Annotated in this window: 20 protein-coding genes, 1 tRNA gene and 3 pseudogenes; 17 read left to right on the top strand and 7 right to left on the bottom strand. The window is 42.5% G+C overall.

Annotated features, from left to right (window positions below; all coding sequences use genetic code 11):
• Positions 1-262: 262 nt before the first annotated feature.
• The 7 genes and pseudogenes from GKD17_RS10370 to GKD17_RS10345 all read left to right on the top strand — a co-directional run bounded on the left by GKD17_RS10370 (position 263) and on the right by GKD17_RS10345 (position 5,607).
• Positions 263-1,483 (top strand): site-specific integrase, encoded by a 1,221-nt coding sequence (locus GKD17_RS10370; RefSeq protein WP_170272828.1) that lies wholly within the window; start codon positions 263-265, stop codon positions 1,481-1,483.
• Between the two features lie 280 nt (positions 1,484-1,763).
• Complete coding sequence (locus GKD17_RS10365) at positions 1,764-2,156, top strand: hypothetical protein (RefSeq protein WP_007835868.1); 393 nt, start codon at positions 1,764-1,766, stop codon at positions 2,154-2,156.
• Positions 2,149-2,670: pseudogene (locus GKD17_RS10360) on the top strand (glycoside hydrolase family 108 protein). Before GKD17_RS10365 ends, GKD17_RS10360 begins: the two are co-directional and overlap by 8 nt.
• Positions 2,660-3,192 (top strand): annotated as a pseudogene (locus GKD17_RS23585) (hypothetical protein). The pseudogenes GKD17_RS10360 and GKD17_RS23585 overlap by 11 nt, the downstream one beginning before the upstream one ends.
• Before the next feature lie 368 nt (positions 3,193-3,560).
• Entirely contained in the window at positions 3,561-3,764 is a 204-nt protein-coding gene (locus GKD17_RS23580; RefSeq protein ID WP_007835882.1) for a BRO family protein, read from the top strand.
• Entirely contained in the window at positions 3,761-4,333 is a 573-nt protein-coding gene (locus GKD17_RS10350; protein WP_007835884.1) for a BRO-N domain-containing protein, read from the top strand. The genes GKD17_RS23580 and GKD17_RS10350 overlap by 4 nt, the downstream gene beginning before the upstream one ends.
• A 1,064-nt stretch (positions 4,334-5,397) precedes the next feature.
• Complete coding sequence (locus GKD17_RS10345; RefSeq protein WP_007835890.1) at positions 5,398-5,607, top strand: hypothetical protein; 210 nt, start codon at positions 5,398-5,400, stop codon at positions 5,605-5,607.
• Here the strand turns inward: GKD17_RS10345 and GKD17_RS10340 are convergent.
• The 4 genes from GKD17_RS10340 to GKD17_RS10325 all read right to left on the bottom strand — a co-directional run bounded on the left by GKD17_RS10340 (position 5,599) and on the right by GKD17_RS10325 (position 8,484).
• Entirely contained in the window at positions 5,599-6,765 is a 1,167-nt protein-coding gene (locus GKD17_RS10340) for a tyrosine-type recombinase/integrase (protein ID WP_007835892.1), read from the bottom strand. The two genes, GKD17_RS10345 and GKD17_RS10340, sit on opposite strands and share 9 nt — an antisense overlap.
• Before the next feature lie 133 nt (positions 6,766-6,898).
• Positions 6,899-6,972: transfer RNA gene (locus tag GKD17_RS10335), tRNA-Ala, on the bottom strand.
• An 818-nt stretch (positions 6,973-7,790) separates the two neighbouring features.
• Entirely contained in the window at positions 7,791-8,000 is a 210-nt protein-coding gene (locus tag GKD17_RS10330) for a hypothetical protein (RefSeq protein ID WP_007844115.1), read from the bottom strand.
• Positions 8,001-8,169: 169 nt separating this feature from the next.
• A complete protein-coding gene (locus GKD17_RS10325; RefSeq protein WP_007835905.1) occupies positions 8,170-8,484 on the bottom strand; it encodes a hypothetical protein in 315 nt (104 codons plus the stop codon).
• 248 nt (positions 8,485-8,732) lie between these two features.
• Between GKD17_RS10325 and GKD17_RS10320 the strand changes: the two genes are divergently transcribed.
• The 3 genes from GKD17_RS10320 to GKD17_RS10310 all read left to right on the top strand — a co-directional run bounded on the left by GKD17_RS10320 (position 8,733) and on the right by GKD17_RS10310 (position 12,580).
• Positions 8,733-9,215, top strand: a complete 483-nt coding sequence (locus GKD17_RS10320; protein WP_007844114.1) for a PepSY-like domain-containing protein — start codon at positions 8,733-8,735, stop codon at positions 9,213-9,215.
• A gap of 67 nt (positions 9,216-9,282) precedes the next feature.
• On the top strand, positions 9,283-10,602 hold the full coding sequence (locus GKD17_RS10315) for an NAD(P)/FAD-dependent oxidoreductase (RefSeq protein WP_007835908.1): 1,320 nt from the start codon (positions 9,283-9,285) through the stop codon (positions 10,600-10,602).
• Between the two features lie 313 nt (positions 10,603-10,915).
• Positions 10,916-12,580: a long-chain fatty acid--CoA ligase gene (locus GKD17_RS10310; RefSeq protein WP_007835910.1), complete on the top strand. Its 1,665-nt coding sequence runs from the start codon at positions 10,916-10,918 to the stop codon at positions 12,578-12,580.
• 198 nt (positions 12,581-12,778) lie between these two features.
• Here GKD17_RS10310 and lipB read toward each other — a convergent pair whose 3' ends face one another.
• Both lipB and GKD17_RS23260 read right to left on the bottom strand, forming a co-directional pair.
• Positions 12,779-13,429 carry a lipoyl(octanoyl) transferase LipB gene (gene lipB, locus GKD17_RS23265; protein ID WP_032936345.1) on the bottom strand — a complete coding sequence of 217 codons (651 nt, stop codon included), beginning with the start codon at positions 13,427-13,429 and terminating at the stop codon, positions 12,779-12,781.
• 114 nt (positions 13,430-13,543) lie between these two features.
• A pseudogene (locus GKD17_RS23260) lies at positions 13,544-13,675 on the bottom strand (GNAT family N-acetyltransferase); the annotation flags it as partial.
• Between the two features lie 257 nt (positions 13,676-13,932).
• Here GKD17_RS23260 and GKD17_RS10300 point away from each other — a divergent pair.
• Positions 13,933-14,616: an HD domain-containing protein gene (locus GKD17_RS10300; protein ID WP_007835912.1), complete on the top strand. Its 684-nt coding sequence runs from the start codon at positions 13,933-13,935 to the stop codon at positions 14,614-14,616.
• 373 nt (positions 14,617-14,989) lie between these two features.
• On the opposite strand, the gene GKD17_RS10295 is transcribed toward GKD17_RS10300, so the two are convergent.
• Positions 14,990-15,799, bottom strand: coding sequence for a hypothetical protein (locus GKD17_RS10295; RefSeq protein WP_007835916.1), 810 nt, complete (start codon positions 15,797-15,799; stop codon positions 14,990-14,992).
• Positions 15,800-16,174: 375 nt separating this feature from the next.
• Between GKD17_RS10295 and GKD17_RS10290 the strand changes: the two genes are divergently transcribed.
• The 6 genes from GKD17_RS10290 to GKD17_RS10265 all read left to right on the top strand — a co-directional run bounded on the left by GKD17_RS10290 (position 16,175) and on the right by GKD17_RS10265 (position 22,380).
• Positions 16,175-16,993: a DUF4121 family protein gene (locus GKD17_RS10290; protein ID WP_007835920.1), complete on the top strand. Its 819-nt coding sequence runs from the start codon at positions 16,175-16,177 to the stop codon at positions 16,991-16,993.
• A gap of 19 nt (positions 16,994-17,012) precedes the next feature.
• Positions 17,013-17,951, top strand: coding sequence for a hypothetical protein (locus GKD17_RS10285; RefSeq protein WP_007835923.1), 939 nt, complete (start codon positions 17,013-17,015; stop codon positions 17,949-17,951).
• Between the two features lie 81 nt (positions 17,952-18,032).
• Positions 18,033-21,035 carry an N-6 DNA methylase gene (locus tag GKD17_RS10280; RefSeq protein ID WP_007835925.1) on the top strand — a complete coding sequence of 1,001 codons (3,003 nt, stop codon included), beginning with the start codon at positions 18,033-18,035 and terminating at the stop codon, positions 21,033-21,035.
• Between the two features lie 223 nt (positions 21,036-21,258).
• On the top strand, positions 21,259-21,756 hold the full coding sequence (locus GKD17_RS10275; protein ID WP_007835932.1) for a hypothetical protein: 498 nt from the start codon (positions 21,259-21,261) through the stop codon (positions 21,754-21,756).
• A gap of 13 nt (positions 21,757-21,769) precedes the next feature.
• The gene (locus GKD17_RS10270; RefSeq protein WP_007835933.1) at positions 21,770-22,084 is read left to right on the top strand and encodes a hypothetical protein; all 315 of its coding nucleotides are present in this window, start codon (positions 21,770-21,772) and stop codon (positions 22,082-22,084) included.
• 8 nt (positions 22,085-22,092) lie between these two features.
• Entirely contained in the window at positions 22,093-22,380 is a 288-nt protein-coding gene (locus GKD17_RS10265) for a hypothetical protein (RefSeq protein ID WP_032936271.1), read from the top strand.
• Positions 22,381-22,419 lie beyond the last annotated feature (39 nt).

Below are 22,419 nucleotides of genomic sequence, written 5' to 3'. Positions count from 1 at the left end.
CAAATGTATTTTTTTTGTAATAAAATGCCGTTTTAGAATACCATCATGTCGGAAACGGGGAGTATGCGGATAACCGGTATGAAAAGGCGAGAGTTATCAGGGAACAATCCTCTTATATATCCTACTCAATGAATCGGTATCAAGTTCATCCATATTTATTATATAAAGGTATCCGTCATCATACACCTTGTGAAAGTGAGGGTGCATTTTTGTAGACTAAAAATTTTGCCGTTTGAGACAGAGAATACATCTTTGCAGAAAAATGGATAAAATCAGATACCGTCTTGTATATAACCGCCAAAAGAAACTGAATAAACAGGGCACAGCCTTTGTACAAATTGAAGCCTATTTGAACCAGAGGAAAATCTATCTGAAGACAAATGTGTACCTCAAACCGGAGTGCTGGAGCCGTGAAGGGGCACAAGTCATTAACCATCCCCAGTCAAATGAGTTGAACGCAATGCTCTATGAATACATCCTGTATCTGCAAGGTATAGAGTTAGGATATTGGAAGCGTGGAATACCTGCCACACTCTCTTTGCTGAAAGATGCCGTCAAAAAGAAAAGTGCCGTGAATATCAGCTTTTCCATTTTCGCCAAATCAGCCATTGACAATTCGGACAAGAAGCAGTCCACCAAGGATAACCTGCATACGACACTGGCGGTCCTGCATGATTTCCGCTCCGGGCTGGACTTCAAGGATCTTACCTATACATTCCTTCGTGATTTTGAACAATACCTGAAAGAAAAGGGCAATGCGGTCAATACGATAGCCAAGCACATGAGACAGCTCCGTACCTTGGTCAATGAGGCAATCAACCAAGGATACATGCACGCGAACGCTTATCCCTTTCGGAAATACAAAATCAAGCAGGAGAAGGGCAGACATGAGTTTCTTATCCCGGACGAGTTGAAGAAGTTGGAAACGGTTGAGGTGGAAGAGGAATCCATGCGCCACGTGCTCGATGCTTTCCTATTCTGCTGTTATACCGGCTTGCGTTATTCTGATTTCTGCCAGCTCACACCTGAGAATTTTATCAGGATAAACGGCAAGAGGTGGCTGTACTTCAAATCCGTCAAGACAGGGGTGGAAATCCGTCTGCCGTTGCATTTGCTTTTTGAAAGCAGGGCATTGGGCATTCTTGACCGCTATCCGGATAGCGGCAGTCTTGCAGCCCTGCCTTGCAACTCGGAGGTGAACAGGCAGCTTCGAAAGCTGGCCGGATTGTGTGGTATCAAAAAGCGGATAACCTATCATGTGAGCCGTCATACCTGTGCTACCCTGCTGATCCATCAGGGAGTTGCGATTACAACAGTCCAGAAGCTACTCGGACATACTTCCGTCAAGACCACACAGATTTATTCAGAGATACTTTCCAGCACCATAGTACGTGACTTGAAAAACGCTCAAAGGAAAAGGAGAAAAGTAAAGATATTTCCCGATAAAAGTTTGAGAACATCTGATTTTATAGATAACCGGTAGATTTCATGAATCCTATTTATTTTCTATTAAATTGTGATTCTTTAAGTTTTTCGGATGATCAGAATATTATTCCTGATTATTTTTTCAATATGGATTGAATATGGAATAGTTTTCACTATCTTTGCAGAGTAACCAGGAGCTTGATGGCAATAAATATTGTCATCAGGCTCTTTTTTTATTGTCATATCGTGGCAATGGATTTAAGTAATTCTGCAACAATGACGCAAGTAAATAGACATATCTTTGAAGTTGTATTATAATCAGATAAACAATAGACGAAATGGAATTAAACGACTGGTTGGCTATAATCGGAGCTTTCGGGGGATTGGAGGCTGTCCGCTGGGGTGTCACGTTCTGGGTGAACCACAAGACGAACGCACGGAAGGAGGATGCGTCCGCCGATTCGATGGAGGATGAGAACAAGCGTAAGCAGGTTGACTGGCTGGAAGAACGCATCGCCCAGCGTGACGCCAAGATTGATGCGTTATACGTTGAGCTTCGTAATGAACAGTCTGATAAGCTGGCATGGATTCATAAGTGCCACGAGCTGGAACTGCAATTGAAAGATGCCGAGCATAACCGTTGTGACAGGCCTGACAGCGAATGCGGTCGTCGTATTCCACCACGCAGGACTACATTAATTAAAGATAAGGAGGAAAAGAAAAATGGCTGATGTGAAAAAACTTGCACCGTTTATCCTGAAGTGGGAAGGCGGTTTTGTAAATGACCCGGACGATTTAGGAGGGGCTACCAATATGGGTGTGACCATTGGAACTTATGAAGCGTATTGCCGAAAGAAAGGCTATCCCAAGCCTACGGTTGAAAGATTGAAAAACATCACGAAAGAGGAATAAACGGAGATTTTGAAAACCATGTATTGGGACAGGTGGAAAGCTGACGAAATTAAATCCCAATCCATAGCTGATATCCTTGTCGATTGGATCTGGGCAAGCGAAATGCACGGTATCAAAATACCGCATGATTTGGTTGGCGTGATTCCTGATGGCATTGTCGGGCCTAAGACACTCGCTGCAGTAAATTCCCGTAATCCACGTGAACTGTTTGATCAGATCAAGATTGCAGGGTTTGATTTCATCGAGGATATATGCCGGGAACGCCCTGCAAATAACAAGTTCAAACGGGGCTGGATGAACCACCGTATAAATGATATCTCTTATGTTGGCTAAGGTTATGAACTGGGTAAGCCGGCACATATTACTGGCTCTCTTTATGTGCCTGTTTCTTCTGTTGTCATGCGGTAGCTCGCATAAGGCTATCAAATCCGACACAGAAGTAATCAGCAAGGATAGCGCCAGTGAAACTGTCAACATCGTACACGAATCAACCACCTCTTTGAGCGAACTCATTACCACTAATGGCAGCTACGTGATTAATTTCGGATTTATGATACAAGAAAGCCGCCCGACAGTCTTACCGGGAAACCTCCGTTACTGGCTGACGGTCATGTAGAAGGTAATTTCAACAAGAAGGAGGATAAACAGACGGTGGTAGCCGATACTACAAATGTCAAAGCTGATAAGGAAGCCACTTCCATCAAACATGAAAAAACTAAGACTGAAGAGGTAAAGAAGAAAAAAGAATCCACATTACTTAAGCAAATAGGCTTTGCTTGTATTTGTGTAACTGTTTTGCTTGTTGTCATGTTGTTGCGCCAATATTTTTGGCGCAACAGACAATCTTCATCATAAGACTTTAAATTTATAAATTTGAATTTCCCCGGCTCGTGATGAATCGGGGCGTTTTATTAAGAAACTTGGTTGCATCTATTTTTTGCAAAATCACTTTTATTTTTGCCTGTAAACATACATTTATTCAAAATAAAATATTACACTTTGCAGTGTGCAACTGGAAAGATAATATTTCCATACATATCAATATTGTCTGAAACTTTTAAAAATAAATATTATCCCTATGAGGACGATTGCCTGTGAAGGTTATTGTCCTTTTTTATTATTGCATTTTCTTGTTTTTGTAGACAACAAAATGTATATTTGCCATACCCATTTGGATGGGATAATAAGTATTTTATTTTTAAAAAGTTTACAACATCAATTTATTGTTATTTAATTATCAATCTGATGAAGAAAATGCCTTTAATCAGATTAGAACCATCGAAGAAGATGGTAAATTGTGGTTTTGTGCCACTGATGTTGCAAGAGTATTAGGTTATGTAAATCCCAGAGATGCAATTATAAGATATTGTAAATCAATGGGAGTCGTGATTCGCGCCCCCCTACAACTAGTGGCATTCAAAAAATGAAATACATCAATGAGGGTAATGTATATCGGCTTATATCCCGTTCTCAATTGCCAAATGCAGAAAAATTTGAGTCATGGCTATTCGATGAAGTTGTCCCTTCTATCAGGGAAAAAGGTTATTACGGTATAACTGATAGAGGCACTCTTCCTGAATTTATCAAAAGGTACAAAGACAATATCCACATGATTCCATCTAACTATTTCTTTGTTATTTCAGAATTATATGTGAGGCTTTATGCAGAACTTGAAAAAGTCGGCTATGCTATACCAGATAAAGGGGCGCATGGTAAAACTATGATGCCTGACGGTTCTGTTGGTAAATTGTTCGCTCGCTTCATGAGAGAGAATAACTCCGAACTGTGGAACCAGCACAAAACATACAAACACCATTTCCCTGACGGAAGGGTTGTTGATGTGCTTATGTATCCTATAGATGCACTTCCGATGTTTATAAGATATGTCAATGAGCGTTGGCTTTATGAAAACGCAGAAAAGTATTTCAAAGAAAGAGATCCACTTGCCTTAGATTACCTTCCTAAACTTTTGGAATCTAAAAAGAAATCGGCTTAATAAATGAAACGGCACATTATACCATCCAATAACGTGCCGTATGTTTTATTTTCACGATCTTTGCCATCGTAGAAGTCCAACCTTGTTATATAAGGTTTGCCCCGATTCATCACGAGCCGGGATTATTTTTTTTAATACAATTTTCCAATTGGATTATACAATCAACTGATAAAGAATAGAATTTTGCGTATCTTTGTTCTGTGATTTTGGAGTAGAAGCCAAATCTCATAACAAAAGTTTATCCCCGGTTCTTCCGGGGATTTTTTATTTCACTTTTTACAACCAAAGCATACATTCCCTTACCTAACTATTGCCCAATTGTATCCAACCAAATTTCAATAATTATGCAGCTTATCTATTATTTTTCAATAAAACCTATAGGGAGATTTTGGGACATGCCTGTCTTATAATAAAGAATCCGAATATATGTATATGTTCTTTTTAATTATTTTTTAGGGCATTATTTTATATCGGATTTTGCAAAATGCTCTAATATTGTGTGTCAATTTAGCAAGGAGCATACACTGAACCTCAGTCTTTATGTGAGATTGAGGTTTTGTTAAGACAAAAGAGAATTGTTAAATATTTAAATAAATATATATTAAACCAAATCGTTTGTTTATGAAAAAAGTCTTTTATATTGTGATTGTATTTATTATGGTTTTAATTGGTCTCTTTACTCTTATGTTTGTTTCATTTGATTAAAGCACAAAGTATCTGTCGAATAATTTATGAATGAAGGCAGCTGAATAAGCTGCCTTTTTCCTATCTTTTCATCATCATTATATAATCTCTCACCCCTATGCTTTATTGAAATTTTCCTATTTTGTTTTTTGTAAAGTCATATAAAATACCCATCTTTGCATTGCGTTACATATTTTGTTTAGTGTCGAGATTCCGACCGTTAAGCTACGGACAACATACATGCCCGTAGCTTCTTCATATACGGTTCCGACCCCCGGTGTTGTATGCTTAATGGCTACACTGTATCCCGACATTAAAGATATGTAACGCAACGGGAAAGCGGAACCGTTTTCTTTTTCCGCAGACTAACGCAATTGCATATGTCAAAATTAGCCCCAACTGCTCATCAACTATCTAAAAAGTTTATAGGCTATGGACACTATGAACTTACAATTTCTTCCTCTGAGGGCACAAAAACGATTGTCACAAGAAATATGGACTTGATAGAACGGCTAAACTCAGAGATAGACAAAGAAAAAGAGGAAGCGACTGCCGAAGCAATCGCTCTAGTTCTTGAATCCTCACTTTAGATTATCTAAAATCTTTCTTATGGCTTCATCAGCATGTTTTCTCATAATTCTGACATAATTAAAGATCGGTCTATTGGATTTCATGCTTTGGCCTATACAATACTCCAACGTTTCCAATGGTATGCCCAGTTCAAAACCATGTTGGACAAAGGATTTCCGGGCTGAATAATATACGACATGCGATTCTACCTCCAGCCTCTCCCCTAACCTTATAATTTCTTTTGTTACATAGTTACGAAAATTAGGATAAGAGTATTTATAACCAAAATCAAGCTTTCCATTACGCCCCATCCATCTTTTGATAATCGGTTTTGCTTCCTCAGGAATAGTGAAGCTGATCTTCATATCACCTTTCTTTGTGTTTTTGGATTTTTCACGTACATATTCCATAATTTTCGCATCTTTGAAATTGTATTGCATCAAGTCCATCAGATTGATACCTCCTAGATAATACGAAAGCATGAACACATCCCTGGCAACACGCTGAGACTTCTTTTTTATCTCCGCATCCCTTATCTTCTTTACGTCAGCTACCGAGATATCACGCTCTTTGGGCATTCCTGCTGGTCTTTCATAATATTCAAAAGGATGCGTGTCATATGATACCTTCTTATCCCTTATTGCTTGATTGATTATTGCCTTCAAATGTGCCATGTGCATACCACAAGTAACAGGAGCCAGCCTTCGGACATTCTTTAGATAAATATCAAAGTCCTTTATGGTCCGGGGAGTAATTCCATCAAGCATTATATCATATTTGACAAACTCAATGAAGTAATCACTCGCCCTTTGATATAAGGTCCTTCTCCCCTCTTTAATCAAATTCTGCATATAGTCAGCCGAAGCGACACTATAAGAGATGGCTCCCTGCTTTACCGAGGACAAGTATTCGACAAGTTGGGTACAAGTATAGGATGATGTATTTATCTTATCCAGGGCATCCTGATATGAATTAAGTATTCCACGTAATTTAGCATTGACATGTGCGGCATCAGGAACACCTACCACCTGCCCTCCTTTAAAATTAGCAGTATTATCTATTTCAAATCGGGTAACGATGTATCTTGTTTCCTGTTTATGACCAATTGCGATACGAATTCTGTGTTTGCCGTTTTTCAGCACCTTGGCCGGAACAACGGCGGCTTTAAGAGTTGTCATAATTGTTCTGGATTCGTTTTAGACAAGTTCTTTTTGCCAAAAGTGGCACAAACTGTCTTTTTTTTATCCAAAAACGAAAGCTGGAGAAGCTTAAGAAAACACAAACCCCTCTGAAACAGAGAGGTTTGTAATGTGGAGCATGCGAGACTCGAACTCGCCACCTTTAGACTGCCAGTCTAACGCTCTAGCCAGATGAGCTAATACCCCGCGAAATAATAACAATGCAAAGATACATAGAAAATCAATACTACAAAGCTTTTGAGAAAGTTTTTTTCATGTGAACAAAAAATTTTATTTATCACTTTTGCATCAAAGAGTTACTGTTGCGTAAAATTGTTAACCAATAGTTGACCAAGTTTAATAGCACATAATAAGCAAATAGCCCCGACTTATCACAAGTCAGGGCTACCTAAATTTATAAATTTAAAGTTTTTATGAAAAATCATTGTTGTATCAATGCCTGTACACCATCGGCACAACAATAATCACAATAGTTACATAAACACACGTTCTAACTTAATTGTTCAAACAACATAAATTCTTTTTCCTTTTATGTTTTCCATATTACACAAAGGACAAAGGGAAAAACATTCAATGGATCTGCTACTCAATCACCGGAAACAGAGAAGAACCAAAGGAATCTAACAAGACTTCAATGGCAAATATATTATAGACAAAAAATCACTATAAATTTATGTAACTAACCTCTGTTTATACAGAAGACTTCATTGGTGAGTTTACGATGTATTCAGCTAATGAATAACAACTATATGTCAAAAATGTACAGAATGGAAAGAAAAATTATACTGAAGCATCTTATAAAAAAGAATCATCGCTCAATCGGATGAAACCTGACATTATCCATATCAGCCCGGCAAAAAGCATGAAGGGAGAAATATACCGGAAATTCCTAGAAGAGAAAGAAATATTTATGTCCGCCAATAACGAACTCACCATAAATATAATCAAGGGTTGTATTTGACAACTCTGTGATTGACTAGGCAAAAAGAGGTGTAAAAGTTGTCTTAAACCTCCTCTATCGGCTTGGACCAAACTTCCTCTTTCGTTTCTTTACACATTACGGAAATAGTTCCTCCAACAAAATCCTTCACATATCCTTTGCGTTCAGCCAACATATCTTCAGCCATTCTAATAGCCTTAGCCTTATCCTTCAATGAAAATCCTTTATTAGCAAAATCAGTACCTTCTTTAAAATATATATCATAAGTTTCCATGGTATCATCTTTTTTAAATTCGAGTGGCAAAGATAAAATCTACAATTATTATGTACAAGAGATTTCTTAATTATTTTTCGAATATCGTCAAGAAACAATTTAACTAAAAAAAATCCCGACTTATCACAAGCCGGGAATTCATGTAAAAGCACTATTATAAATATACTAACTATTTCAAAATTTTACCATCTTCACCTAAGAACAATGTCTGTTCATGAGCATCACTTGTTAACACATTAATTTTATAAATACGGCTTCCATCAATGCCATAGGTCATAAAAGCCTGCTTTATCATAGCACCTTCCAGTGCAAGCCTGTCCATCACAGCTTCCGGCAAATCATTCATATAGATTTCTGAAAAAACCAATTTCTTAGATTGTTGAGGCTTTTCCACTACCGGAACCTCTACCGGAGCCGCTTGAGCAAAAGAAACAGACACGCCTAAAGTCATTACTAATACCAATGTTACTAATACCTTTTTCATAATTACTTTGTTTTTTATTCATTTTTACCGATAGCAATAAAACAAGAAACGTGCCATAAATCTGCGTTTCTCAATACTTCATTAAAAATCAAGCATATACATATTTACATATCCATTTTTAGAAGTGTAGATACCTGTTGACAACACTACAAAAGTGTGGAAAAAGTCCACAAAATCAGATTTTATACCAGCGAACAAAAAGTATAACCAAGCTGTTTTATCAACCTCATCAAAACATTTAAATGACCATGAAGAAAAGATACTATTCTATATGTGTGATATTATGGGTACTGATCACCACCTTGTCTGCTACCTCTCCCACTACATTTCATATAGCACTGAAAAAGATATATCCGCATGCCATGAACGTAAGTTGGAGCCAACAAGGGAATTATTATGTAGCCTCTTTTACTCAAAATGGTTTTGAAAAAAAAGTATGGATGAACGGTAATGCCCAATGGGTGATGACTAATACCAATTTACAAACTACAGATCAACTGGCACCTAATGTATATAATGATTTTACATTGAGTCCATACGCCATGTGGACTGCCACCAATGTAAATCTCATAGAATTTCCTAAACGAACCACTCTGTACGTAATTACTGTTAACCTAAACAATTCGTCGGCCACCAAACAATTATTCTACACTCTGAATGGCAGGCTAGTGCAAACACGAGACGTAAGTTATATCAATCCTACATTATCCCCCGGAATTTTTAATTTCTAATAGCTATGACACTAAACATTTCACCCCGGTTATTTGTTATTATATACATAAAATAACAAATACCATTATGACTGAACAGATAACCAACATTCCCGACAAAGGAAATAAAAAAAGAATAGTCATTGTCGGAGGAGGATTTGGCGGGTTAAAGATTGCACGCAAACTGAAAAGACAACACTACCAAGTTGTGTTATTGGATAAAAACAACTACCATCTTTTCCAGCCGTTACTTTACCAAGTAGCCACATCAGGCATCGAACCCAGTGCTATTTCATTCCCATTCCGCAAGATATTCAAAGGATACAAAGACTTTCATATCCGCATATGTGAAGTACAACAAGTACATCCTGAAGAACAACAAGTCACCACTTCCATCGGCAGTCTAAGCTACGACTATCTGATTATATCTACCGGATGCTATACCAATTATTTCGGCAACAACGAAATAGCTAAACGCACCATGTCCCTCAAGACCACAGCAGAAGCCTTGCATAATCGTAACCAAGTACTTGAAAGCTTTGAAAAAGCATTGAACACTAATGACTCCAAAAAGCGGGAGCAACTGATGACCTTCATTATAGTCGGCGCAGGAGCAACTGGTATTGAACTGGCAGGGGCACTAGCCGAAATGCGTAAATTCATCCTTCCGCACGATTATCCCGATCTAGACACCAGTACGATGAGAATCATATTAATAGATGGTGGTCCACGCTTGCTTTCCGCCTTCTCCCCCCAATCTTCCGAAGAAGTAAAAAAATACCTCACTCATTTGGGAGTAGAAATATTATTGAACCAACAAGTAAAAAATTACGAGAATAATATGTTAGTACTGGATGACGGGAATTTTATAGAATCAGCCAACGTTTACTGGGTAGCAGGCGTAAAAGCAAACAGTCTAGCAGGCCTTCCTGCCGAATGCTATGGTCCAGGCAACCGTTTGAGAGTGAATGAACACAATCAGATACAAGACTTTAAAAATATATTTGCTATAGGTGACACCGCACTAATGATTTCAGAAGAGTATCCTAAAGGACATCCGCAAGTTGTACAGCCTGCCATACAGCAAGCCATGAACTTAATAAAGAATCTGAGAAATATCGAAAAGGGCCAGCCGCTCATCCCTTTTAAATATTATAATAAAGGGTCTATGGCAACCATCGGGAGAAATAATGCAGTGGTAGAATTGCAAAAGATACGTTTCAGTGGATTTCCCGCATGGGCAGTATGGCTATTTATACACTTGATGAGCATAGTGGGGGTAAAAAACCGTTTATTTATTTTTATAGATTGGATGTGGAGTTATTTCACCTACGACCCATCCCTGCGACTTATCATCAAACCACAGCCTTCTAAAGAAGAGACAGAAAATAAAAGCAACGATAAATAAAGCTTCTTTATCGAGAAATCCCATAATTATAGAAACAATTTTCGAACTTGCCCGACTATCATTGAAACAAAGAGTATATCATGGTATCGGGCAAGGTAAACTCTTATTCTGGCAATTATAGCAACTATACTCCTTCATAGGACACGTCAACAATTGGCAAACGATTATAAACTAGCATTTTAAAGTAAAGGGATGAAAGGATCTACATTTTCAGGACGTTAAATTAATGTAAAAAACTGTTTCATTTCCCATCCCCCTTACCTCATTTTACTACTTTTGCGCACACTCAGCCTATAAATGTGCAAAAGTTATCATGGAACTAGAACAGAGTTTTATTGCTCTTATCGAGCAAAGTATAAAAACAAATTGGTATTTAAACGCTCTTACAGACTATAAAGGCATCACATTGCAATACAGAGATGTGGCCCGTAAAATAGAGAAAATACATATCTTGCTGGAAAATGCCGGCATTGAAAAGGGAGATAAAATAGCCATTTGCGGGCGTAATAGCGCTCATTGGACAGTAACTTACCTTGCCGTCATCACCTATGGTGCCGTAGTTGTACCTATTCTACATGAATTCAAAGCCGACCAGGTACACAATATTGTAAACCACTCTGAATCCCGCCTGTTGTTCGTAGGCGATCAGATATGGGAGAACTTGAATGAAGCAGCTATGCCTCATTTGGAAGGTATCATAGAATTGAAAGATTTTGGCGTACCCGTATCCCGTTCGGAAAAACTAGCTTATGCCCGCGACCATCTGAATGAGATATTCGGACACAAATTCCCCTGCCGATTCCGTCCTGATGATATTTCTTATGAAAAAGAAAAATCAGAAGACCTAGCCATCATTAATTACACTTCAGGTACTACCGGATATTCCAAAGGCGTGATGCTGCCCTATCGCAGCATACTCTCCAACGTACTCTACTGTAAAGAAAAAATAGGTCTGAAAGCAGGTGACAGCGTCGTATCCATGTTACCTTTGGGGCACGTATTCGGCATGACTTTCGATTTTCTTTACGGTTTCACAGCAGGCGCCCATCTATGGTTTCTTACCCGTATGCCATCACCCAAAATCATAGCCGAATCATTTGCGGAAATCCGCCCGCGCGTTATAGCCTGCGTACCACTGATTGTGGAAAAAATATTCAAGAAAAATATTCTTCCCAAAGTAGACAACAAATTAGGTAAACTGCTATTACATGTTCCCATCATCAGTGATAAGATAAAAGAACTTATCAAGCAGAAGGCGATGGAGGTTTTCGGCGGAAATTTCATCGAAATCATCATCGGAGGTGCTCCTTTCAATGCCGAAGTAGAAGCCTTTCTAAAAATGATAGATTTCCCATACACCATTGCATACGGAATGACTGAATGTGGTCCCATCATCTGCCATAGTCATTGGACAGAACTGAAATTGGCATCTTGCGGAAAAGTTGCCGCACGTATGGAAGCCAAAGTACTGTCTCCCAACCCATCAGCCATTGCGGGTGAACTGGTATGCCGTGGAGCCAACCTGATGTTGGGCTATTATAAGAACGAGGAAGCGACACGGCAAGTCATTGACACTGAAGGATGGTTGCATACAGGTGATATGGCGACAATAGATGAAGACGGAAATGTTTTCATCAAAGGACGTTGCAAAAACCTGTTACTCACTTCTTCCGGACAAAACATTTATCCGGAAGAAATAGAGTCCAAGCTAAACAATATGCCATACGTATCAGAGTCACTGATTATTCTGCAACAAGATAAACTGGTGGGCCTAATCTATCCGGATTCCGATGATGCTTTTGCTCACGGCTTGAACCAATCAGACCTTGTACGAGTAATGGAAGAAAATCGCCTTGAACTGAACAAACAATTACCGGCATTTTCCCAAATAGCCCGCTTCAAGCTATATCCTGAGGAATTTGAAAAAACAGCCAAGAAAAGTATCAAGCGCTTCTTGTACCAAGATATAAAAGAATAAATCAAGGATGTATCAAAAGTAAAATGGCGTATCATTTTGCTAGTAGGAGCTAGGTTCACCCTAAAATGGTTTGCTTATGCATTTGGGCAGACAAACCCTGCCCCTACAGCTGACGACATGATAGCACGATCGGACTTTTGATACACTCACACCCCGTATGTATAAGGGTACACATACGGTATTATTTACATATCCTATTTACAAAAGTTCAGATAATTCGTTCTGCACACGTCCTGCCACTTCTTCCATAGGCACTTCACACCCCAATTCTTTCTGTAATGAAGTAACCCCTTTATCCATGAATCCACAAGGATGGATATAACTGAAATAACGCAAATCCGTATTTACATTCAGCGCCAATCCATGCATTGTCACAAAATGACTGCTTCTCACTCCTATTGCACAGATTTTCCGTTCCTGCGGAGTTCCCGTTGCCAGCCATACTCCGGTTGCTCCCTTCACTCGCCCAGCCTCGATGCCATAAGATGCGCAGACCCTGATCACCGCTTCTTCCAACACATGAATATATTCCTTCAACCCCAAATGATAATCCTCCAAATTCAAGATAGGATAACAAACCAATTGTCCGGGACCATGATAAGTAATATCCCCTCCTCGATCAATATGATAAAGGGTGGCACCAATCATTTTCAATTGCGCCTCCCCCAACAACATATTCGTCTCCTTTCCACTCTTGCCTAATGTATAGACATGCGAATGTTCTACAAAGATAATTCTATTTTCATACGTTTTTCCCACTTGTTTAGCTTCCACCACGGCATTAAATAATTCCGTCTGCCGCTCCCAAGCCTCAGAGTAGGGAACTAATCCCCAATTTTCAATTTTCATGATACCTCCCAGTTTTAAATGTAAAATAGGATAGGGTTCGCCCGATGCGTCTTTTGCATCCCTGCCAATAACCCGAAATCCAAAATGGCTATAAAAGCCGGACGCTTTCTTATTCTGTTCGTTTACATCGACATAACGTACATGGCAATGTTCCAAAGCATAACGCATCAATTGTTTTCCTATTCCCGTACCTATGGCACGCGGGTGAACAAAGAGCATTTCAAGCATAGTTCCATTAATGCCCATGAATCCTTCTATACCAGCATTGTCACGAATCATGTAAAGCGGCATACTATGAAGATAAACACTCCATACCAGTGGTTTTAACTTCTGAATATATGCTTCAGGTATGAAATGATGAGTAGCACGCACCGAAGCTTCCCATAAACAGGTCAATTCATCAAAGTCATCGGGTGTAGGTTGAATAATTTGATACATATTACTTTTTTCTGCAAAGGTGGGATAATTATTGTATATTTGCAACCCCAATCAAAAGAAAGAATATGTTGTCGTACATCAATGATTTTCCAATGGAGTTCCGCAACTATATCGCAAGTAAAATTATCCCACAATACGCTGATTTTGACAAAGCACATCGTGTAGATCATGTATTGAAAGTTATAGCAGAAAGCCTCAAATTGTCTCAATATTATGACGTAAACCGCATGATGGTGTATGTTATTGCCTCCTACCATGATCTGGGACTCTGTGAGGGACGAGAGTTCCATCATCTCATTTCAGGGAAAATACTATGGGCGGACAAGAAATTAAGGAAATGGTTCCCTGAAGAGCATATTTTGATTATGAAAGAGGCAGTAGAAGATCACCGTGCATCCAACAAGCATGTCCCTCGTAGCATTTATGGCAAAATTGTAGCGGAGGCCGACCGTATTATTGATCCGGACATTACCTTGAGACGGACGGTACAATATGGTCTTTCCAACTATCCCGAGCTAGACAAAGAAAAACAATACATACGTTTTCTGGCACATCTGAAAGAAAAGTATGCTGAAGGTGGTTATTTAAGATTATGGATACCTCAATCAGCCAATGCTGTACATCTGCAAGAATTACGACAACTGATAGCCGATGAGGAAGAACTTCATAAAGTATTTGAAAAGATCTATTCACAGGAAACAGAAACGATACAGAATTTAGAAAATATCCATATATTTGTGATAGTCTGAAGTATTTTATATGACTATCAGTAATTTATATGAAACTCGCATGAGAACGGGCAACGGATAAGAAAAAGGCAAACTGTTTAGAACCACCATATTCCTCATGCTTTCAAATAACTCTTTATCTGTCTGCAAAAATAATACTTTTCCCGTGAATACCTAAATTTTTCGGGCATAATATCGCCTTGCAATGCCATAACAAACTAAGCGGTTCAGAATGGCAGGACATCATTGACTAACCAACGTTTCGGGCAAATAATTATAAAATAAGAGGACAGCTAAAAGCTGTCCTCATACCCTGATGGCAACTTTTGGTCGCCAGACACCTCGACCTCCCCATATATAAAAGAAAATTGTGGAGAGTCAGGGAGTTGCTTCTTTAAAAGGGCTGTGCTTGTGCACCTTCTTGCAATTTCAATGTTTTAGGATTTATCCGTTCAAAATTACTATTTCTCCATTCAATATGCAAATATTTAGGCATAAAATTGGTACGCTTGCCTAAAATATATCTTTCTCCTTCATATTCAATACCAAAGATAATCCCATTCCCTTTCCGATAAAGACCAACCAATTGTGGAGCACCTCCTACTGTTGGACTTTCATAGTCTTTTATGGTTTTTGCTACACAATGAAAACAAAAACGACTTGTACCTTCATTCGGATTACGTTCCCTCATTAATTGTTCTTCGACATCTTTAAAATTGCTTTTGCCACTTCCTCCAGTATACACTATCTGAGATTTGTTTGGTAGTCTTATTTCTTCACAACTAATATTACCTTTATCGCTTTTGATTTCACCTAAATGAAAATTATAATACGATTCTCTTGAAGCAAATAAAATCGAAAAGGATGGTTTAGGATTAGGATAATTCATGAGTGACGATTCAATTTCGGTTCTAACAGATGATAATTTTTTCAAGAAATTGTAATCTGTTTGCTCGAAAAATAAACCACAATCTATTTTATATATTATTCGCTCAAGAGTATGAAGGGGAAATAACACATCTCCACAATAAGCAAAAATATAAGGATGTTGGAGGGAACAAAAGACTTTCATTCCTTCATCGTATCTTGGAGATGATTTTGTATTTCCCCATGAGAAACGACTATCGGCAGCAAAATATATAGAAGATATTTGACCTCCACTTTTTTTGCAATCAACACCTATCCATGCAGCAATTAACGTCATTTTTGTGTATCCAAATTTTATCTAATATAGCAAGCTAATCGATTCATAGAATATAATTTACCGTAATGCAAAAATAACATTTTCCTGTGATTACTGGAATTTTCTGGGTATAATTTCACGGTAATTTCAAAAATAATCCATATCGGGCATAACCGCCATACCGTAGCCGAGTCCCCGTAACTCACAGGCAAAGGTAACTCGTGTTCTTTCGTACAAGCAAGGTCAAGCCCTTCGGGTGCCGTGGAAAAATCATCCTCGCCCCGGAGGGCTTCGGTATTTTTCCCGCCAACCTTGCATGTACGGAACACGAGCTTTTAAAGCCTGTAGTTACGGGAACTCCGGCCCCGAAAGCCGGACTGACAAAAATCAAATGTTATGTTACAGAAGGCAAAGAACAAGTACAGTATCGAAACGCTCAAGGAACGGAACGTTTCATACGACCATGAACACAGGCTGACACAGGAAGACGTGGATATGGCCAACCGTTATGTGGAACTCATCGAGCGGACACGTTCGGAAATGACACCCCAGGTCGGTGACAGGCTGGTTTATGTGAGCCGCCATGGTGATCATTACCCCTATGCCCTTATAGACGATGAAAGGAATGGTTCGCTTTCCGTATGCGAGCAGCCGTATGTACCTTTCGTGTGGCCGACAGCGGGAAGTATCCGTCTGAGTGTCAGCGGAGGTGCTTTCCATTCCATAGACCCTAAAGAGCTGAAGTTTGTAAAGTGGACGGAAGGCTCATTCAAGGATTGGGGACATTGTGGAGCATGTGGTAACGGTTCGGTGTCATTCACAGCGAACGTCCCCTTGTGGTCCTATCATGAACCCGAACCGCTGTATGGAGATTTCACGACAGAAACCTACCGCCGTTTTTACCTGCACAAAAGAAAGGAATCGGAAGAAGGCAACCTCTATCAGGGTTATGATGCCGCCTTCCAGGATGAAGCCGGGTTCCAACAGTTCTTGGAAGATTACGAAGGAACGGTGTTCCAAGGCAATTGGGAGCGACAAATCGTGGTATGGTGCTTCCACCGTGAATATGTGTTCCTGCCACTATCGGAATGGGAAAAGATTGATGCCCCGGCGGTGGAGCGAAGACTCGATTTCCATCCCGAACGGGTGAAGATTGTCAAGGACATGGAACGGCACATCACCTATTTCCACCGAATCAAACCGCAAAATTCCTAACACTTAAAATCCAACAGATATGCAGACAACAACATTCAAGACCGGTGGCGCTCCCGACCTGCTTTCCGGTATCCTGAGCGTGGAAGTGAGAAATGAGGATAAGATTACGGAACAAGACCGCCAGTTTTGCCAAAACCAGCAGGACATGCTTTACAAGACACTTGACCAGATAGACCGCTGGTACGCCATCTTCAAGGAAGAGGCGGAACAGTACCGGGTGGAACGGCACTTTTCTTATAATGACAACGGCAAGGTTTCCATGCGTGACTTCTATTCCTTTAATAACGGAAAGGACGATTACTCGCACAACGAGTTCAAGCCGTTCGATATCCTCAATGACCTGGTGGACAAGAACCGCAACGCCAACGCGAATTTTGCCAACCGCATCATCGCCTACTTCAACAGGACATACAACGTATCGGTACCGGAACAAAGGATAGACGAAAGGACGCTCCGCATGGGCTTCCGTCCGGTCTATGAAACATACGTGGACGCGGTTATCGAACATTTGGGCGGCAAGAGTTTCCGGGAAACGGCGGTGGAAGAGCTGCTTGCCAGAGTTTCCAAAGCAGTCAGGCCTTCCTGCTGGAGCAAGGTCAAGCCGGAATTGAAGAAGGACAAGATTGTCTTTCCAGAAATCATCCGCTTCGACGATTATTATATGCAATACCACCAACGGTGCAAAATCAATTACAACTACGGTGGAGAACTGGAAACCCTATGCGCGGGTATCGCCTACGGAGCAGATGATGTACTGTGCGGCAATTCTAAAATGATTATCCATTTCGATGGCAACGATGTATCCGTCAATGACTGGTACGACCTCACGACCACCAACGCCGAACAGGTCAGGTTCTACAAGAACGGGCGTATAGATGTCAAGTTCAAGGACAGTACGGCAGCCGAGAGCTGTTTCAAACGTCTCCGCCTGAATGAAATCACGTTACAAGAGAACTGACCATGAGAAGAATTTCACAACACCCCGTAAGGCATCCTTGCGGGGTGTTTTCATTTCCAACCGTAAACAACAGATAAAACCATGTATGCCATCATACCCCAACAGATACCGCATGACAGGCGGGCCGAGGTCAACGAAAAGATACTTTTCTCCATAGACTCCGGCAAGGACCTTATACCGGCGGAAAGCATCTACAACTGTTATACCGGCATCGGCGGGTTGCACAACCTGCGGCAGTCCGACTTTGCCAACTACAACGAGTATGCGGAGGCGAAGAAGGAGTTCGAGATGGGACAGTTCTTCACCCCGCATGAAGTGTGCAGGGATATGGCGGATATGTTGTCCCCGACCTCTTCCGAGATGATACTCGACATGTGCTGCGGCATGGGCAATTTCTTCAACCACCTGCCGAACCGGCACAACGTCTACGGCTTTGACATCGACGGCAAGGCGGTGGCCGTCGCAAAGTATCTCTATCCGGACGCCCATATCGAGAAATGCGACATCCGCCAATACGATCCGGAGCAACGCTTCGACATCATCATCGGCAACCCTCCTTTCAATCTCAAGTTCGACTACAAATTATCACAGGAATATTATCTGGACAAAGCCTACGACGTGCTTAACCCGGCAGGCATCCTGATGGTCATTGTACCCTGCTCGTTCATGCAAAGCGAGTTCTGGGAAAAGACCCGGGTCGCGAATGTCAACGACAACTTTTCCTTTATCGGCCAGACAAGACTGAACCCGGCTGCCTTCTCCTCTGTCGGGGTACACAACTTCCATACGAAAATCATGGTATTCCTGCGCAAGTCGCTGCATATCGAAATGCAGGCCTACAACGCGGAGGAGTTCATCTCCATGACTGAGTTGAAAGATCGCATCCATGAGGCAAGGCAGATGAAGCACAGGCTGCGCCTCGACCTGATGCGCGAGACCAACCGGATCGACAAGGAGGAACTGGAAGTGTTCGAGTACAAGCTCGCCAAGTACATGTACGAGTTGAAAGCCCACACCAAGCTGAACAGGCACATTGACAAGGCGGAAGCGTTGGTCACGAAATTCCGCAACCAGAAGCCGCCTGAAAGTGCCACACAAGAGCAGATAAAGCAATGGGAGAAGAAGCAGCTGACCACGGGTAAGGTGCTCGGTATCATCCGCAGGTATATCACCATGCAGAATGTAGTACCGCGCAAGGAGGTCGCCCTGGTGAAAACCTCCTACGGGTTCAAACTGAAACAATACGCCCCACGGCTGTTGGATAAGGTACCGCACAAGGCGGCAGGCATCAACGACCTTGTCCTGGAACGTTCCGTACTGCCCATGCCGGAATTTCCGACAGAGGAGAATATGCGGCAGATACGTGCGGCAGAAAAGCTGATACGCAAGAAGCGCAGGCAATACGAAATCCAGAACCGGCCGTTTGCCGACATGAAGCCCGACCCGCACCTGGCCGAATACCTCGACCGCACGACCTTCATCAACAAGGACGGAGACACTTGCGAGTTCACCCCGCTCCAGAAGCACGACCTGAACCTTGTCTTACAGAAACGCCATGCGCTGCTGAACTGGCAGCAAGGCTCCGGCAAGACGGCGGCAGTCTACCACCGCGCCAAATACCTGCTCAAATTCCGTAAGGTACGCAATGTGGTGATACTGGCTCCGGCCATCGCCACCAACATGACATGGATACCCTTCCTGGCCATGAACTGGGAAAAGTTCCGTGTAGTACGGAGCAATGCCGACCTTGAAACGGTACCGGATGGCGTGTTTCTCATCCTTTCCACCTCCATGCTCTCCAAACTGAAACGCGGGATGGCCGGATTTGTCAGACGCACGTCCGGGAAAATCTGCCTGGTTTTCGACGAATCCGATGAGATTACCAACCCGTCCTCACAGCGGACAAGGCATATACTCAGCCTCTTCCGCCGTCTCAAATACAAGATACTCGACACGGGCACGACCACGCGTAACAATATCGCGGAGCTTTACAGCCAGTTCGAGTTGCTTTACAACAACTCCGTCAATATGATTTGCTGGTGTGACCGGATATATCACGAGAACAAGGACAAGGAGATAGAGGAAGACCGGAATCCGCACTACGGCGAGCCGTTCCCCGCCTTCAGGGGACATGTGCTTTTCCGTGCCTGCCACTGTCCCGGAAAATCCACCGTGTTCGGCATCGAGAAGCAGAACCAGGACGTGTACAACAAGGAGGAACTGGCTGAACTTATCGGCAAGACCATCATCACCCGCAAGTTCAGGGACTTTGCCGGAGAGAAGTACAGGATACGCACCCACACCGTCAGTCCGTCCGAAGGCGAGCACGAGGTTTACCGTGTCATCATCGAGGAGTTCTGCCGTATCTGCGAACTGTATTACAACAGTACGGGAGACACGAGGAAGGATGCCGGACTAAGACTCATGCGGCAGATCAAGCTGCTTATAAAGGCCTGCTCCGTACCGCACCTGATAGAGGGCTACCGGGGAGACGGTATCCCGAACAAGACAAGATACATCGAGAGGCTGATACGGAGGATTCCCGGCAAGGTGGCTGTGGGCTGTACCTCCATCGCTTCATTCGACCTGTACGAGAGCCACCTTCGCGAACGCTTTCCGGAACGTCCGCTGTTCGTGGTCAAGGGCGACGTGGCGTTCAAGAAACGGCAGGGCATCGTGACCGAATTCGACTCCACCGTAAACGGCATACTGGTCTGCACGCAGCAGAGCCTGAGCAGTTCGGTGAACATCCCCACCTGCAACGACGTGATACTGGAATCGCTCCAATGGAACATCCCGAAGATGGAACAGTTCTACTTCCGTTTCATACGCCTCGACTCCAAGGATCTGAAGGACGTGCATTACGTCACCTACAAGGATTCCGTGGAGCAGAACCTGATGGCGCTGGTACTTACCAAGGAACGGCTGAACGAGTTCATCAAGAGCGGCGAGGTGAAGGAGCAGTCGGAAATCTTTGAGGAATTCGACGTCACTATGTCCGTCATCGAGAGCCTGCTGGTCAGGGAACGTGACATGGAGGGCAAGATACACATCAGCTGGGGAAGCCAGCGTATAACAAGCTAAAAGTGAAAAAACATGAGTAACCGCAGATTCCATTCCACAGGCAAAGGTAGCCCGCACCCTTATCGGCAGTGCAAGGTCACGCCGCAAGCGGTTTCCGGAGAAATCATCCTCGCCGGAGGCTCCGGTATTTCCCCGGAAAACCCTGCACAGCCGGGGCGCGGACCTTTGAGAGCCTGTGGAATGAAATCCCCGGTTCCGCATCATTAACTATAACAGAAAGATTATGGACCTGAATCAGGCAGAAGTGGCAGTGACCACGCAGCATCTCATGGACATCCGGCAGGAAAGGGACAACCTGCTGCAAATGTCCGATTTCGGCGACATGGGGGAATTCCTTTGCACCTGCTCCGACCTCTTCCCCGAAGAGGAGGCACCGGAATACAGGTACACGAGATGGGAGGAAATCCCGGATACGCTTATCAACCGGAAATGGCTCTGTCCCAACTTTTTCGAGATAAGGGAGGCGATGGAACAGCTGGAGGAGCCCGACAAGGGCTGTTTTTTCGACTGGTGCGCCCGTTGCGGGCACGACATCGGTACGGAAGATCCCCACCTGCTGGTAGCGCACTACCTGGAACTTTTCGGGAGTACAGCCTATATAGACGATGAACCCTGCCCGGACAGCGGGGATGACAGCCTGCTCTATTTTCCGGGCATATCAGGCAACCGCTTCGACACGGGCATTCCCCGTTTCGAGGTATTCGATGACAATTACGATTAAAAATTACACGCTTATGAACATCAATTTTCTCGGACCGGTATTCCCGACGGACTGCTTCACGCAGATGGCCTTCGTGGAGATCCTGAACATCATCCTGACCTCGAACAACATCATGGATGTGAACAGGAGGCTTATCGGAAGGAACGTCAATCCCGCTTTCGGCTCCCTGTCGGGACATTTCCGCTGGTCCTACTCGGACAACCATTTCACGCTGTGGCAGCGCATGGAGTACAATTCGCCCGTCTGCTTCAGACAGCGCATATTCAGCATCCATTTCGGTATGCTGGCAAGCCGCGACAGAGAAAAGGACAGTTTAACATTCAACTGACGAGGAATATGGATAGAATAACGATAGAAAACAAGGAAATCGCCATGATGGCTTTCGACAGGCTGCGCAGGGAAAACAAGATGGACTCCGCATTACGGCTTGCCCGGTGCCTGTTACGGGACACAGGCATATCGCTCGGCATCGGTGAAATCGACTGGGACATCGACACGGCAATACGGCAGTGCGGTGGAGAACCGAGGACGGGCTACAGGTACACGGCGCATTTCCATTTCAACCGGAAGACGGAGATGGAAAAGGACAAATACGACAGGATAGTGAAAGAGCTGTATGGATAGGAAATCACAAGGAGGCGGCCGGAAAGCCGCTTCCGTCAC

The sequence above is a fragment of the Phocaeicola dorei genome, assembly GCF_013009555.1.
In the GTDB taxonomy this organism is placed as follows: domain Bacteria; phylum Bacteroidota; class Bacteroidia; order Bacteroidales; family Bacteroidaceae; genus Phocaeicola; species Phocaeicola dorei.
Note: the sequence above shows the minus strand (reverse complement) of the source record. Positions and strands in the feature narration are given on the sequence as shown.